We start from the raw sequence: 13877 nt of genomic DNA on the forward strand, positions 1-13877 counted from the left end.
GCGCGCCTCCATCACCAAGGTCTACCGGCCTAGCCGAAGACCGTCAATGGGCCGCTCCGCTCGTACCCCGATCCCCTGCCCCGACAAACCGACCACCGCTCACCTCCGGTCGCGGCGCCGCGCCCAGCCGAGAAAGCGGTCGTACAGATCCGGGGTGTGCTCGGGGTTCAGTTGGGAGAGTTGGTCCCGGGCCTGGACCATCAGCCCACCCAGGTAGAGCAGCAATCCGAGCCGGTCCTTCCGGTACTCCATCAGCAGGGCCAGCCGGGCCGGCTGACAGGGCCACTCCGCGCCGCAGTTGCGGCACTGCCAGAGCGGACGCATCGCCACGTGGGGAATCACCCGCCGCCCCATCAGCGCACCCACCGTCTGCAGGCGGCACCCTGCACCTCACGCCGGCGTCGTGGCAGTCCTTCGTCGACCTCGCCAAGCAGATCGGCCCCGTGGGCTGACCGCTGAACGTCGTACCCCGCCTGAAGAATGGTGGGCATGTCGCCGCCAACCTCGCACCGGCACCATTCCATCGACTACATCGAGCTGACGGTCACCGACCTGGCCGACGCCAAGCGTTTCTACGCCGATGCGTTCGGCTGGCAGTTCACCGACTACGGCCCGGCGTACGCCGGCATCCAGGGCGGGTCCGGCTCTGAGGTGGGCGGCCTGCGCCAGGACCAGCGGGCACGCACGGGCGGAGGTCCACTGGTGCTGCTCTACTCGGCCGACCTGGAGCAGAGCGTCGAGGCGGTCGAGAATGCCGGTGGCGTGGTGGTGGCGGGGCCGTACGACTTCCCCGGCGGTCGGCGCTTCCACTTCACCGATCCGAGCGGAAACGAACTGGGCGTCTGGGCCGAGGCGTAGCCCGATCAGACCGACAGCGGAGCCCTTGCTCCTAACGTGGCGTCAGGTCACATAGTCGATGGTGTGGATGAGCTACTGACCGTCGGGCGGGTGGCGCGGTTGACCGGCGTCAGCGTCCGCACCCTGCATCACTATGACGAGGTCGGCCTGCTGGTGCCGTCCGCCCGGACCATCTCGGGGCACCGGGCGTACTCCGCAGCCGATGTGGAGCGGCTCCGGGAGGTGCTCGCGTACCGGCGGCTGGGTTTCGGGTTGCGGGAGATCGCCGATCTGGTGGGCGACCCGGCCACCGACCCGGTCGCCCACCTGCGCCGGTTGCGTGGCCTGCTGGTGGACCGGCAGGACCGGGCCGCCGCCATGGTGGCGGCCATCGACCGGGAGTTGGCGGCGCGGGCGATGGGCATCGGTACGACCCCGCAGGAGCCGCTGAAAGCCTTCGGAGCCCGGCTGTACGACGTCATCGGGTCGGCGTACCCCGCGACTCGGCGCACCGAGCCCCGGATCGCCGCGCGGGTCTGGGCGGCGCTGGGTGACGCGCGGACGGTCCTGAACGTCGGGGCGGGCACCGGCTCCTATGAACCGCCCGACCGTGAGGTGACGGCGGTGGAACCGTCGGCGGTCATGCGGGCCCAGCGTCCCCCCGGGGCGGCACCGTGTGTGGCAGCCGCTGCGGAAAGCCTGCCCTTCGAGGACCAGTCCTTCGACGCCGCGATGGCCTTCAGCACCATTCACCACTGGCACGACCCGATCGCCGGGCTGCGCGAGATGCGGCGGGTGGCCCGCCGGGTGGTGGTGTTCACCCATGACGCCAGTGACACCGGCTGGCGTCACCGGTTCTGGCTGACCCGCGACTACCTGCCCGAGGTCGCCGACCTGGTGGCCGACCGTCCGCCGGTGGACCAGGTGGCCGGCGCGATCGGGGCCCACATCGAGCCGGTGCTCATCCCGTGGGACTGTGCGGACGGCTTCTTCGAGGCACACTGGCGCCGGCCTGAGGCGTACCTGGACGAGCGGGTCCGTGGGGCGGTGTCGGTATGGACCAGGGTCGGCCCGCAGGCGCAGCGACGGGCGGTCGAGACCCTCCGCGAAGACCTGGCTTCCGGCCGGTGGGCGGAGCGCAACCGGGAGATTCTCGCCCTCGACGCGGCGGAACTCGGCCTCCGCCTGCTGGTGGCCTGACCACCGGCGCTGTGCCGATCAGCGGTCCGACGGTGGTGCGGGGCTTCCGTTCACCCGGGCAATCTGGGTTTCCTGCACCTGGCGGGCGGTGGTCAGGAAGTCGAGGATCGTGGCGAGCTGGTCCTCGCTGTACCTGACGAGGGCCTGGGCACCGGCCTCGCCGACGGGCAGATAGATCTCCCGTTCCACCTCGCGGGCGAGGTCCGTGCCGCTGACAAGGCGTCGAAGCTCTCGTGAAGGCCCGGCGCTCGACCGCCCTCTGGGCCCGGCAAGAGTGCAGAATGGGTGGACTGTCCAGCCAGGATCGCGCAAGGCGGGGAGAAGACATGAGTGACTGGAACGACAAGGTCATCGCGGAGTTCCGCGCCAACGGCGGGCAGGTGGGCGGCCACTTCGCCGGTGAGCCGCTACTGCTGTTGCACACGGTCGGCGCCCGGAGCGGCCAGCCCCGCGTCAACCCGATGACTTATCAGAAGGTGGACGGCGGCTACGCGGTGTTCGCCTCCAAGGCCGGGGCGCCCACCAATCCCGACTGGTACCACAACCTGCTCGCTCAGCCCCGGGTCCAGGCGGAGATCGGCACCGACACGGTCGAGCTGGTCGCCCGGGTGGCCACCGAGGAGGAGCGGGAGCGGATCTGGAACGCGCAGAAGACCGCGTACCCCATCTTCGCCGACTACGAGCGCAAGACCACCCGCAAGATCCCGGTGATCATTCTGGAACCCGTTCGGTAGGCGGAGACGGGACAAGCCGGCCAACACCGGCAGGGACGGCCGTCACGGTCCATGCCGCTCAGGCACCGATGGGGACGTACGGGCTGGCGTTGAGGCTGGCGGCGATCTGATCCGGGATCGGGTAGACCTGCTCGACCGGCAGGTGAACGACGGCCGCCCGGTCGTCGCCGCGCAGCAGGTCCCGGACCCGGTGCACGGTGGGGGTGATGTCGGTGACGGCGACGATCCAGTCGTCGACGTACCTGTCGACCGCTTCGCCGGAGAGGCCGACCTGTAGCGACCGGTACGGCAGCGGCTGAAGACGCAGGGACCGTTCCGGATCCCACTGCACCCGCACCGGACTGGTCTTCAGCTGCCGTGACCAGGTCGCCTGGTCACCGTGCAGGTCCCGGTCGTAGTGGCTCAGGCAGGCCCGGGCGAGCGCCCACTCGAATCCTTCCCGCGTGATCTCGATGGCCAGTACCCGTTCCTGCCCCGACTTGGTGGCCCAGCCACAGCGGTACATCATCCACAGGAAGGACGGCTTGATCCACGTCATCCGCTCCCGCTTGAAGGGGGCCACGAAACGGCCGGCCACCACCGCCGGCACCGCAATCTGCGGAGGGTACGCCTGGTAGACGGTGATGGTGTCGGTTGCGAAGAGGGCGCGGATCTGACGAGCGGGAACGGACATCCTGAGATCCTCACCGATCGGCACTCGGCCGCACCATCGAAATTCCGCGCGCCTACGCTCCGATCGGTGACTCTCCTGTCGGATACTTTGGCTGCGGCCAATGAAGGCGAGCGCATGTTCTCGAAGTCGTTTCACCGCACCCGGGTATTGCGCGACGCGCCTGCACGATGCCCGCTCGACGTCCCAGGGCGCTCGGGGCCCTTCACTGAACGGGAGAAGCGGAGTGGACGACTCTTACACAATCGTCGCGACCAGGGAGATAGCGGCACCTGTCGCCAACGTCTGGGATGCCTGGAACGACTCCGAGAAGATCGCGAGATGGTGGGGCCCGGCAGGCTTCCGCAGCACCGTCAAGGAACTCGATGTCCACGAGGGCGGACGTTTCGACGTGACGATGCACGGGCCCGACGGGACTGACTACCAGAATGTGTACGTCTTCGATTCCGTCGAACCCTACCGGCAGCTCGTCTACACCAACGTGGGCTCAGCCGAATTCGGCTTGGCCGCCTTCCAGTCTGTTTTCGACATGGTGGGGACCGGCGACACGACGCAGGTGACCTTGAAGGCACGCTTCACCACGGAGGAAGACAAGCGCAGGCATGTGGAGGAATTCCAGGCCGTTGAAGGCTCTCGGCAACTCCTGGAGCGGCTTGAGGAGCAGGCCAGGTCGATGAGCTGACAACCTGATCCCGGTCAGGTGTCAGGGTCAGCACCAGGCTGCCCCCAGAACTCAAGGTTGGCCCCCACCCTCCTTGTGTCGGTCGATCCTGCGATCGGACGGACCCGAGCGGATGTCGACCGAGCGCTCACCTGGGTGGCAGCCTTTCGACGGTGAGGTAGGTCCCGGGATCCACAGCTGGCGCGGCCGCCGACTGGCTAGTCGGGTCGCGATCCTCGGATGAACTGGTCGACGGCTGTCGGCACGAGACCGTCGACCAGGTCCGGCGGGACCAGGTTGCCGTTGGTCAGCGTGGCGATGCCGTGGAGGGTCGCGAACAGCACGATGCCCACCTGCTGCGGGTCGCCGGGGGCGAGTACGCCCTGCTCCTGCCCCTGCACGATCAGATCGTTCAGCAACCCGAACGCCGCCGCCGCGGCGGCGACGAGCCGGTCGGCGCCTTCGCGGTGTTTGCCGGCGAACATCAGATCCAGCAGCGCGGCGTCCTCGGTGGCGAACCGCAGGTAGGCCGTTGCCACACCGTGTAGGCGAGGTTCGAACTCCGGCCCGGCGACGGCGAGCGCCGCGCGCAGCTCCGTGTCCAGTCGGGCGAAACCGGCCTCCGCGAGCGCGTCCAGCAACGCCTGGCGGTCGGCGAAGTGCCGGCGCGGCGCGGCGTGGCTGACCCCTGCCTCCCGGGCCAGCTCGCGCAGGGAGAGCTGCTCCGCGCCGTGTTGGCGCAGGCTGCGCTCGGCGGCGGCGAGCAGTGCCGCACGGAGGTTCCCGTGGTGGTACCCGGACATGGGCTCCACTCTAACGGAATGTAGTCGCTGACATCATTGTTGCCACTGCATACATTGTTTTCCATGAACACATTCACGACTGGCCACATCCCCGCCATGAACAGCCGGACCGTCGTCATCACCGGCGGAAACAGCGGCATCGGCCGCACCGCCGCCCACGCGCTCGCCGCCAAGGGCGCCCGCGTCGTGCTCGCCGTCCGCGACCCCGCGAAGGGGCAGGCCGCCGCCGCGACCATGGCCGGCGATGTCGTCGTACGCCGACTCGACCTGGCCGACCTCGCCTCGGTGCGTACCTTCGCGGAGGGGTTCAGCGACCCGATCGATGTGCTGATCAACAACGCCGGCCTGATGATCCCGCCCCTCGGCCGCACCGCCGACGGCTTCGAGCTTCAACTCGGCACCAACCACCTGGCGCACTTCGCGCTGACCAACCTGCTGCTGCCGCAGATCACCGGCCGGGTGGTCACGGTCTCCTCCAGCGGGCACCGGGCCGGCGCGATCGACTTCGACGACCTCAACTGAGAGCGCAAGCCCTACCGGGCCTTCCGGGCGTACGCCCAGTCGAAGTTGGCGAATCTGCTCTTCACCGCCGAGTTGCAACGCCGACTCACCGAGGTCGCGTCACCGGTGCGCGCCCTCGCCGCCCACCCCGGCCTGGCGGCCACCAACCTGCTCGGGCACCTCGACGGTGACCCCCTGCGGAGGCGTCTGGTGCACACGATTGCGGTCACTTCCTGGCCCAGAGCGAGGAGGACGGCGCGCTGCCCACCCTGTACGCGGCCGTCGCCGACCTCCCGAGTGGCAGTTACGCCGGCCCCGGTGGGCTGCTGCAGGGACGTGGCGCACCGAAGCTGGTCGGCCGCTCCAAGGCCGCCCGGGACGCCGCCACCGCCCGCCGCCTCTGGCTGATCTCCGAAGACCTGACCGGCGTGAGGTTCCCGCTGCCCGCCACACCAGCCAGGAGCAGGTGACACCGACACGATAGATTCAGCATTGACTTAATTAACCTGAAGCTGAAATAGTTCGATCGTGCACGCGTTCGACATCCTCGGCGACCCGGTGAGACGCCGGATACTGGAACTGCTCGCCGACGGCGAACAGGCTGCCGGCTCCGTCAGCGAGGTCATCCGGGCCGAGTTCGGCATCTCGCCACCTGCGGTGTCGCAACACCTGCGAGTGCTGAGGGAGTCGGGGTTCGTCACCGTCCGCCCAGACGGCACGCGCCGCCTCTACAGCGTGGAGGCGGCGCCTCTACGGGAAATCGACGTCTGGCTGGAGCGCTTCCGACAGTTCTGGGATCAGCGCCTGGACGCGTTGGCCACCGAGTTGGCCCGCGGCAGACACCAACGCCGCGAACAGCGCGGCAACCCGTAGGAACACCGTTTCACCGCCAACAAGCGAGCCGCGATCGAGCGAGGAGATGAAATGATCGACATCGTCAACCAGATCAACGCCACTCATCGGAAGATCGGCGATCAGTCGGTAGCCACCGGGGCCGGGCGATCGCTGTTGCTACGACGGACCTACAGCTTCCCGATCGAAGACGTCTGGAGTGCCTGCACCGACCCGGAACGGCTCAGCCGTTGGCTGGGGCCAATCGAGGGCGACCTGCGGGTCGGCGGCAGGTTCCAGCTCAAGGACAACGCCGGTGGCGAGATCCTTCGCTGCGAGGAACCCCGTCTGATCAAGGTGACCTGGGTACTGGGCGAAGGCATGCCGACCGAGGTCGAGGTACGCCTGACGCCCGATGACGACGGACGCACCCTCTTCGAGTTGGAGCATGCCTCGCCCGCCGAGATCGTCGATGAGCTGGTGCGCACGTACGGTCCCGGTGGCACCATCGGAATCGGCGGCGGCTGGGACCTCACCCTCGTCGCTCTCGACATGTTCCTCAACGGCGTGAGCTTCGACTGCGCCACCTGGGAGGACACCCCCGAAGCGAAGAAGTTCGCCGCGGCCAGCTGCCGCGCCTGGGCGCCTGCCGTCCAGGCCACCTGGGGAACCAGCGACGACGACCTCGCGGCGGCCACCGCATTCGCGGTACAGCACTACTTCCCCGAGACCGCGCACTGACCTCGCCTGGGGCCACCCGAGGAGCGCCCACCGCTCGAGCCCACAATTGTGTTGCCGAGAGCTACGGCGTACCCCATTCTTGGGCTTGTGACCAGGCCCGATCGCGACGGGCCGACCCGGGCCCTCGGCACGCCCGGCAGCCGCGGCGGCGCGGGGAAACGTCACCTCTCTCTCGGGTACGGCGTGACGCCCTACCCTGACACCCGCCCCGCGCCGCCTCGGTCCTGGTCCGACGGTCAGGTCAGCACCAGACCGGCCACCCAGAGTGCGCCGATCACCACCCCGGCCAGGAACTCGATCAGCATCGCCAGGCCGGCGGCGGCGACGGCCTGCTTGGTGGCGGGCCAGGCCAGTCCGGTGTCGCCCAGCCGCAGTCGTTCCATCAGGAAGATGCCGCCGACGAAGCCGATGACCAGCCCGACGACCGGGATGACGAAGAAGCCGACCAGACCGAGCAGGGCCCCGACCAGCAGGGTGGCCGTGGGTACCCCGGCCCGCTTGAGGTTGCGGCCCGGCCAGGCGTACTTGACCACGGTGCCGCCCAGGGCGACGACGGTGGCCGCCGCGAGCACCAGCCAGCGGCCGGTGCCGGCCTCCCCGAACAGCGCCCACACGAGGACGCCGCCCCAGCACAGCGGCAGGGCCGGCAGGCCGGGCACCACCACGCCGGCCAGCCCGGCGAGGATGGCCAACGCGGTGATCACCGATATCAGCGCACCGGTCTCTGTCAGGCTCACGCCGACTCCCCATCCGATTGCTTCATCTGTTAAGAAGGGGCCCTTTCTCTACCGCAGGCGTTAACAAGGTGCCCTTCCTTACCCGCCGGCCAGGCGGGTGGAGATGGTTTCGGCGGGTGCTGCACAGCCGAACAGGCGGCCCTGCGCGGAGTCGCAGCGTAGCGCCCGCAGCCGTTCGGCCTGGGCCTCGGTCTCCACCGCCTCGGCGGTCACCCAGAGTTCCAGGGCGTGGGCCAACCGCACCAGGGCGTCGACGATGCGTTCGTCCCGGTGGTCGGCGAGGTCCGGCTCGTCGCCCCGGATGCCCTCGACGAAGGGGGCGGCCAGTTTCAGGCAGGTGATCGGCAGCCGCCGCAGGTACGCCAGATTCGAGTAACCGGTGCCGAAGTCGTCGACGGCCAGCCGGACCCCTAGGGCGGCCAACCGGTGCAGGGTGCGCAGCGGCTCACCGCCGGAGCCCATCACGGCGCTCTCGGTCAACTCCAGTTGCAGCAGATCCGCCGGCAGTCCGCTGCTGGCCAGGGCGTCCGCCACCGTGTCCACGATCACCGGAGCGTCGGCCTGCCGGGCCGCCAGATTGACGCTGACCACCAGCCGTGCCTCGGGGAAGTCGACATGCCACCGGTGGGCGTCCCGGCAGGCCTGCCGCAGCACCCACTCCCCCAGCCGCACGATCAGGCCGGTCTCCTCGGCCAACCCGATGAACATGTCCGGGCCGATCAGGCCCAGCTCGGGGTGCTGCCAGCGGACCAGCGCCTCGACCGCCAGCATCCGACCGTCCAGCAGCGACACGATCGGCTGGTAGTGCACCACGAACTCGTCCCGGTCCAGAGCCACCGGAAGCCCGGCGACCAGGGCCGAGCGGGCGATGTCCCGGGCGCTGCGCTCCGGGTCGTACACCGCCCAGCGGCCCCGGCCCTGCTCCTTGGCCCAGTACAGGGTGGTGTCGGCGGCCTTCATCAGCTCGGAGGGGCTGGTGCCGACCAGGTCCGAGCCGACGATGCCGACGCTGGCCGAGACCATCAGCTGCTGGTCGTCGATGAACACCGGGGCGGCTACTGCGGCCAGTGCCAGTTCGGCCACCGCGATCATGTCCTCGACACCGGCGTCCCCGTCGACCAGGATGACGAATTCGTCCCCGCCCATCCGGGCGACCAGGTAGCCGTGCTCGGCCACACAGCCGGCCAGCCGCCGGGCGATCGTCATGAGCAGCCGGTCGCCGAGATCGTGCCCGAGGCTGTCGTTGATCGCCTTGAAGCCGTCCAGGTCGAGGAAGCAGACCCCGACCCGGCCCGAGGTGGCCAGCAGGCGGCTGAGGGTCTCGAAGAACAGGGTCCGGTTGGGAAGCTCGGTGAGGGGATCGTGCAGCGCCTGGAAGCGCAGTCGATTTTGCAGTTCGTAGCGCTGGGTGATGTCCTCCGCCACCGCGACGGTGAACCGGGGACGACCGTCCTCGTGCCGGATCAGGGAGACCGCCAGGTCCGTCCAGACGGAGCTGCCGTCCTTGCGGTGGTAGCGCTTCTCCACCCGGACGGCGTCATGCTTGCCCTCGACCAGTTCCCGGTACAACTCCCACATGCCGGGCACGTCGTCGCGGTGGAACAGTTCCGCCACGTTGAGGTGCCGCAGTTCCTCGATGGAGTAGCCGAGCATGTCGGCGAAGGGCTGGTTGACGTCGATGATCTGCCCGTCCACGTCGGCGATGCCGATGCCGATGGCCGCACCCCGGAACACCGCCCGGAATCGGGCCTCGCTGTCCCGCAACGCCTGCTCGACGTTGTCCCGGGCCTGCCAGGCCGACCGGGCGATCCGCTCCTGCTGGACGAAGGTGCGGTTGCGCAGGGCCCGGGCGAACCCGGCCGCCAGGCCACCCTGCATCGCCGCGATCCGGTCGTCGAGCCCGGCCGCCCCGCCCAGCACCTGGTCGGGCAGCCGGTCCGCGACCGAACGCACCGCCCACTCGATGACCCCCGGCTCGGTCAGGTGCGCCTCGACCAGGGCCTGGCCGACCTCCTCCGCTGCCGCCGAGGCCACCTCCTCGGCGTCCAGCAACGCCTCGGCCAACCGCAGGGTGTACGACAGCAGCAGCCGCTGGGTGTCGGCCGCGCTCATCGGCATGAAGCCCAGGCGGCGTACCGCCTGTGCCCACTCACTCGCGTAGCTCTGCGCACCGACCGGGTCGACGGCACGCCCCCCGCCGGCGTCGACGGCCGACATCAGATCACTCCGCGGTGCGGTCGTGGCGAGCCACCGCACCGAAGGCGCCGAAAGGCTGCGCCTCGGCCGCCACCTCAGCGGGTGAGTCCGGACGCCACAGCTCCATGTGCACCACACCCGGTTCGAGGATCGTCCAGTCACCGAAGAAGTCGGTGATCTCCGCCCGGGAGCGGAGGGTGATCTCGGTGCTGGTCCGCGCGGAGAGCCGCTGCGCGTCCAGCATCTCCTGGGGCTGGTCCTCGAAGGTGGAGTGCGAGATCACCAGGTGACTGCCGGGTGCGGCGGCGGCACGCAAGGTGGCCAGAATGTCGGCGGGACGGTCGGCGTCCGGAACGAAGTGCACCACCCCTGCCAGCAGGATGCCCATCGGCCGACCGAAGTCGAGCAGCTGCAACCTCTCGGCCTCGGCCAGGATCCGCTCCGGCTCGCGCAGGTCGGCGTGGATGACCCCGGTCAGCTCGTTGCCGGCCAGCAGCTCCCGACTGTGGGCCACCGCCACCGGGTCGATGTCGACGTACACCACCCGGGCCTTCGGGTCGGCGGCCTGGGCGACCTCGTGCACGTTGCCGACGGTGGGGATGCCGGAGCCGATGTCGAGGAACTGGTCGATGCCGGCGTCGAGCAGCACCCGTACCGCCCGGCGCAGGAACTCCCGACCCGCCCGCATGGTGGCCGGCAGGTTCGGGGTCATGGCCGCTATCTGATCGGCCAACTGTCGGTCGATCTCGAAATTGTGGGCGCCGCCCAGGAAGTAGTCGTACACCCGGGCCGCGCTGGGCCGGGAAAGGTCGATCTCGATTGGTGGTCCGTCCGGCTGCTGCACTGGTCACCCCAAGTCCTCGCCACAGATCAAGTGACGCTGACTACTCTAGGCCCGCGCGGCACACCCTGGGAGATCCACAAGGCTCTTTGTCGACAGCCGACCCCGCACCCGCCCGGGCTACCCCGGGCGGGGTCAGGCGGCGGGTCAGGCGGCTTCCAGCAGCAGGGCGATGCCCTGCCCCACGCCCACGCACATGGTGGCCAGGGCCCGCCGGCCGCCGCGACGACGCAGCTCCAGGGCGGCCGTCAGCGCGAGCCGGGCTCCGCTGGCACCCAGGGGGTGTCCCAGCGCGATGGCGCCACCGTTGGGGTTGACGTGCTCGGCGTCCTCGGGCAGCCCCAGCTCCCGCAGCACCGCCACGGCCTGGGCGGCGAACGCCTCGTTCAACTCGATCACGTCCAGGTCGGCCACGGTCAGGCCCTGGCGCTCAAGCAGCCGCTGGGTCGCCGGCACCGGACCGATACCCATGATCCGTGGGGGCACCCCGGCGGTCGCCGTCCCGACCACCCGGGCCAGCGGGGTGAGACCGTACTCCTCGACGGCCCGCTGCGAGGCGACCAGCAGCGCCACCGCACCGTCGTTGACCCCGGAGGAGTTGCCGGCGGTCACCGTGCCGCCGGTACGGAAGGGGGTGGGCAGGGCGCCCAGCTTCTCCATCGAGGTCTGCCGGGGATGCTCGTCGTGCTCGACCAGCCGGGTCTCCCGCCGACCGGCCGGTACGGTCACCGGCACGATCTCCTCGGCCAGCCGGCCGTCGGCCTGCGCCTTGGCGGCACGCACCTGCGAGCGGTACGCGAACTCGTCCTGGGCCAGCCGGTCCACCCCGAACTCGACGGCGACGTTCTCCGCCGTCTCCGGCATCGAGTCGACCCCCCAGCCCTGCTCCATCAGGGGGTTGACCAGCCGCCAACCGATCGTGGTGTCGTACACCTCGGCGGCGCGGGAGAAGGCGCTGGTGGCCTTCGGCATGACGAAGGGGGCCCGGCTCATGCTCTCCACCCCGCCGGCCACGACCAGATCGGCCTCCCCGGCGACGATCACCCGCGCGGCCGAGGCCAGGGCGTCTAGGCCGGAGCCGCAGAGCCGGTTGACCGTGCTGCCGGACACCTGCTCCGGCAGCCCGCCGAGCAGCGCCGCCATCCGGGCCACGTTGCGGTTGTCCTCGCCGGCCTGGTTGGCGCAGCCGAAGACCACGTCATCGGTCCGGGACCAGTCCACCGACGGGTGCCGGGCGACCAGTTCCCGGATAACGTGCGCGGCCAGGTCGTCGGGGCGTACGCCCGCTAGCGCGCCGGCGTACCGGCCGATCGGGGTGCGGACACCGGCCACCAGGTATGCCACCGTCATCGCAGATCCTTCGGGGGTGGGAAGGCGGGGGTAGGAAGCAGCCATTGGATCAAGGGAAGCTTCGACCGCCAGGATATCGCCGACCGGGCCGGATAGGTTTGTCGGCATGGCAAGAGCCCAGTTCGACGCGGAGACCAGCCAGGCCGGTGCCTTCGTCCGCCAACCCAACCGGTTCACCGGGCGGGTCACCCCGCATTCCACTTCACCCCCCGGTGGCGGCCCGGACGAGCAGGGCCGCTGGCCCCTGGAGCCCGGCCGGTACCGGCTGATCTGGTGCCGGGCCTGCCCCTGGGCACACCGGGCCCTGATCGTGCGCGATCTGCTGGGGCTGGACGAGGTCATCTCCCTGGGCACGGTCGACCCGATCCGAGACGAGCGGGGCTGGCGGTTCACCCTCGACCCGGACGGCTTCGACCCCGTGCTGGGCGTCGGTTTCCTCTCCGAGGCGTACCTCGCCACCGACCCCGACTACACCGGCCGGGTCACCGTGCCGGCCCTGATCGACACCCGCACCGGGCGGGTGGTCACCAACGACTACCCGCAGCTCACCCTGGATCTGTCCACCGAGTGGCGACGGCTGCACGCACCGGACGCCCCGGACCTCTACCCGGTGGCGCTGCGGCCGGAGATGGACCGGCTGATGGCCGAGATCCACCGGGACGTCAACAACGGGGTGTACCGCTGCGGTTTCGCCACCTCCCAGCAGGCGTACGACGAGGCGTACCGGGCCCTGTTCGACCGGTTGGACGCGCTGTCGCAGCGGCTGGCCGACCAGCGGTACCTGATGGGCGACACGATCACCGAGGCGGACATCCGGCTGTTCACCACCCTGGTCCGCTTCGATGTGGCGTACCACGGGCACTTCAAGTGCAACCGACAGAAGCTGACCGAGATGCCGGTGCTGTGGGCGTACGCCCGGGATCTGTTCACCACCCCCGGTTTCGGGGAGACCGTCGACTTCGATCACATCAAGCGGCACTACTACGCCACCCACGACGAGATCAACCCGAGTGGTGTCGTACCGCTCGGCCCGGACCTGCACGGCTGGATGACGCCGCACGGACGTGGCTGAGCCCCGCGCGACCGGTGCGGCCGTCTGCGTACTCGCCGGCGCGATCGCGGCGAGCATCGCCGTGGTCGTCGGTCCCGGTCCCAGCCTGGCCGGGTACGTCAGCGAGGCCGGGGTGCCCGGCAACCGGTACGCCTGGACCTACCGGCTGGGATTGTTCACCCTCGGCGCCGCACTGCTGCTCCTCGCCTGCGCCCTACGCGACCACCTGGCCCGGCGTGACCATCCCGGGCGGCAGCCGGACAAGGCGTTGCGGGTGGGGGTGCTGCTGCTCGTCGCGGGTGCGCTGGCCACCGGCCTGTCCGCTGCGGTGCCCTGTAGCACCGGCTGCCCACTGCCGCCGTTCGAGGCGGCGACCGTGGCGGACCTGGTGCACGGGGCGGTCAGCATCGTCGCGGCCGGCGCCACCGTCCTCGCCATGATCGCGATCGTGCTGTCCCGGGTGGCGACGGACCCGCTGCGCCGAACCGCCGGGATCAGCCTGGCGGCGGCTCTCCCCCTGGCCGGCGCCCTAGCCCTGGCCATGCTGTTCATCGGCCGGGGACCGCTGGCCGGGGTGCTGGAACGCCTACTGCTGCTGGTGATCGTCTCCTGGGGGGCGGTATCCGCTCTGATCCTCGCCACCGGGTCCGCAGCCGCCGACCGCCGGGACCCCTTGGCGGGTGCTTCAGCACACCATGGCCGCCCGCCCGGATAGCACCTGCTC

17 protein-coding genes are annotated in these 13877 nt (G+C 70.1%); 9 read left to right on the top strand and 8 right to left on the bottom strand.

Translation table 11 applies throughout. The annotated features are described in order from the left end of the window. Positions 1-99 precede the first annotated feature (99 nt). Positions 100-354 (bottom strand): flavin reductase, encoded by a 255-nt coding sequence (locus OIE53_RS15195; RefSeq protein WP_327022202.1) that lies wholly within the window; start codon positions 352-354, stop codon positions 100-102. A gap of 135 nt (positions 355-489) precedes the next feature. Here OIE53_RS15195 and OIE53_RS15200 point away from each other — a divergent pair, with 135 nt between their 5' ends. Together OIE53_RS15200 and OIE53_RS15205 are read left to right on the top strand one after the other, a co-directional pair. Beyond that, positions 490-858, top strand: a complete 369-nt coding sequence (locus OIE53_RS15200; protein ID WP_327022203.1) for a VOC family protein — start codon at positions 490-492, stop codon at positions 856-858. Positions 859-921: 63 nt separating this feature from the next. Further along, entirely contained in the window at positions 922-2037 is a 1116-nt protein-coding gene (locus OIE53_RS15205; protein ID WP_327022204.1) for a MerR family transcriptional regulator, read from the top strand. An 18-nt stretch (positions 2038-2055) separates the two neighbouring features. Here OIE53_RS15205 and OIE53_RS15210 read toward each other — a convergent pair whose 3' ends face one another. After that, positions 2056-2226, bottom strand: a complete 171-nt coding sequence (locus OIE53_RS15210; protein ID WP_327022205.1) for a hypothetical protein — start codon at positions 2224-2226, stop codon at positions 2056-2058. Positions 2227-2363: 137 nt separating this feature from the next. On the opposite strand from OIE53_RS15210, the gene OIE53_RS15215 reads away from it, so the two are divergent. Next, entirely contained in the window at positions 2364-2771 is a 408-nt protein-coding gene (locus OIE53_RS15215) for a nitroreductase family deazaflavin-dependent oxidoreductase (RefSeq protein ID WP_327022206.1), read from the top strand. A gap of 58 nt (positions 2772-2829) precedes the next feature. On the opposite strand, the gene OIE53_RS15220 is transcribed toward OIE53_RS15215, so the two are convergent. Continuing rightward, positions 2830-3444, bottom strand: coding sequence for a DUF4291 domain-containing protein (locus OIE53_RS15220; RefSeq protein ID WP_327022207.1), 615 nt, complete (start codon positions 3442-3444; stop codon positions 2830-2832). A gap of 223 nt (positions 3445-3667) precedes the next feature. Here OIE53_RS15220 and OIE53_RS15225 point away from each other — a divergent pair, with 223 nt between their 5' ends. Further along, positions 3668-4123, top strand: coding sequence for an SRPBCC domain-containing protein (locus OIE53_RS15225; protein ID WP_327022208.1), 456 nt, complete (start codon positions 3668-3670; stop codon positions 4121-4123). Between the two features lie 197 nt (positions 4124-4320). On the opposite strand, the gene OIE53_RS15230 is transcribed toward OIE53_RS15225, so the two are convergent. Then, the gene (locus OIE53_RS15230) at positions 4321-4905 is read right to left on the bottom strand and encodes a TetR/AcrR family transcriptional regulator (protein WP_327022209.1); all 585 of its coding nucleotides are present in this window, start codon (positions 4903-4905) and stop codon (positions 4321-4323) included. 63 nt (positions 4906-4968) lie between these two features. Between OIE53_RS15230 and OIE53_RS15235 the strand changes: the two genes are divergently transcribed. The 3 genes from OIE53_RS15235 (at position 4969) to OIE53_RS15245 (ending at position 6978) form a co-directional block, all read left to right on the top strand. Beyond that, positions 4969-5427, top strand: coding sequence for an SDR family NAD(P)-dependent oxidoreductase (locus tag OIE53_RS15235; RefSeq protein WP_327022210.1), 459 nt, complete (start codon positions 4969-4971; stop codon positions 5425-5427). Between the two features lie 507 nt (positions 5428-5934). Further along, complete coding sequence (locus tag OIE53_RS15240; protein ID WP_327022211.1) at positions 5935-6279, top strand: ArsR/SmtB family transcription factor; 345 nt, start codon at positions 5935-5937, stop codon at positions 6277-6279. 51 nt (positions 6280-6330) lie between these two features. Further along, positions 6331-6978 carry an SRPBCC family protein gene (locus tag OIE53_RS15245; RefSeq protein WP_327022212.1) on the top strand — a complete coding sequence of 216 codons (648 nt, stop codon included), beginning with the start codon at positions 6331-6333 and terminating at the stop codon, positions 6976-6978. Positions 6979-7214: 236 nt separating this feature from the next. Here OIE53_RS15245 and OIE53_RS15250 read toward each other — a convergent pair whose 3' ends face one another. From OIE53_RS15250 to pcaF, 4 genes are all read right to left on the bottom strand, one after another. Then, entirely contained in the window at positions 7215-7715 is a 501-nt protein-coding gene (locus tag OIE53_RS15250; protein ID WP_327022213.1) for a DUF456 domain-containing protein, read from the bottom strand. Between the two features lie 78 nt (positions 7716-7793). After that, positions 7794-9932, bottom strand: coding sequence for a putative bifunctional diguanylate cyclase/phosphodiesterase (locus OIE53_RS15255; RefSeq protein WP_327022214.1), 2139 nt, complete (start codon positions 9930-9932; stop codon positions 7794-7796). A gap of 4 nt (positions 9933-9936) precedes the next feature. Next, positions 9937-10755 carry an SAM-dependent methyltransferase gene (locus OIE53_RS15260; protein WP_327022215.1) on the bottom strand — a complete coding sequence of 273 codons (819 nt, stop codon included), beginning with the start codon at positions 10753-10755 and terminating at the stop codon, positions 9937-9939. 144 nt (positions 10756-10899) lie between these two features. After that, entirely contained in the window at positions 10900-12102 is a 1203-nt protein-coding gene (pcaF, locus tag OIE53_RS15265) for a 3-oxoadipyl-CoA thiolase (protein ID WP_327022216.1), read from the bottom strand. Positions 12103-12208: 106 nt separating this feature from the next. On the opposite strand from pcaF, the gene OIE53_RS15270 reads away from it, so the two are divergent. Continuing rightward, a complete protein-coding gene (locus OIE53_RS15270) occupies positions 12209-13174 on the top strand; it encodes a glutathione S-transferase family protein (RefSeq protein ID WP_327022217.1) in 966 nt (321 codons plus the stop codon). Continuing rightward, positions 13167-13868, top strand: coding sequence for a DUF998 domain-containing protein (locus OIE53_RS15275; protein ID WP_327022218.1), 702 nt, complete (start codon positions 13167-13169; stop codon positions 13866-13868). The genes OIE53_RS15270 and OIE53_RS15275 overlap by 8 nt, the downstream gene beginning before the upstream one ends. Positions 13869-13877: the final 9 nt, after the last annotated feature.

It is taken from the genome of Micromonospora sp. NBC_01739 (genome assembly GCF_035920385.1).
Classification (GTDB): domain Bacteria; phylum Actinomycetota; class Actinomycetes; order Mycobacteriales; family Micromonosporaceae; genus Micromonospora.

Excerpts from the sequence above, each read along its gene's own strand:
- OIE53_RS15195 (WP_327022202.1), bottom strand. The coding sequence starts at position 354 with ATGGGGCGGCGGGTGATTCCCCACGTGGCGATGCGTCCGCTCTGGCAG.
- OIE53_RS15200 (WP_327022203.1), top strand. The coding sequence starts at position 490 with ATGTCGCCGCCAACCTCGCACCGGCACCATTCCATCGACTACATCGAG.
- OIE53_RS15215 (WP_327022206.1), top strand. The coding sequence starts at position 2,364 with ATGAGTGACTGGAACGACAAGGTCATCGCGGAGTTCCGCGCCAACGGC.
- OIE53_RS15220 (WP_327022207.1), bottom strand. The coding sequence starts at position 3,444 with ATGTCCGTTCCCGCTCGTCAGATCCGCGCCCTCTTCGCAACCGACACC.
- OIE53_RS15230 (WP_327022209.1), bottom strand. The coding sequence starts at position 4,905 with ATGTCCGGGTACCACCACGGGAACCTCCGTGCGGCACTGCTCGCCGCC.
- OIE53_RS15235 (WP_327022210.1), top strand. The coding sequence starts at position 4,969 with ATGAACACATTCACGACTGGCCACATCCCCGCCATGAACAGCCGGACC.
- OIE53_RS15245 (WP_327022212.1), top strand. The coding sequence starts at position 6,331 with ATGATCGACATCGTCAACCAGATCAACGCCACTCATCGGAAGATCGGC.
- OIE53_RS15255 (WP_327022214.1), bottom strand. The coding sequence starts at position 9,932 with ATGTCGGCCGTCGACGCCGGCGGGGGGCGTGCCGTCGACCCGGTCGGT.
- pcaF (WP_327022216.1), bottom strand. The coding sequence starts at position 12,102 with ATGACGGTGGCATACCTGGTGGCCGGTGTCCGCACCCCGATCGGCCGG.
- OIE53_RS15270 (WP_327022217.1), top strand. The coding sequence starts at position 12,209 with ATGGCAAGAGCCCAGTTCGACGCGGAGACCAGCCAGGCCGGTGCCTTC.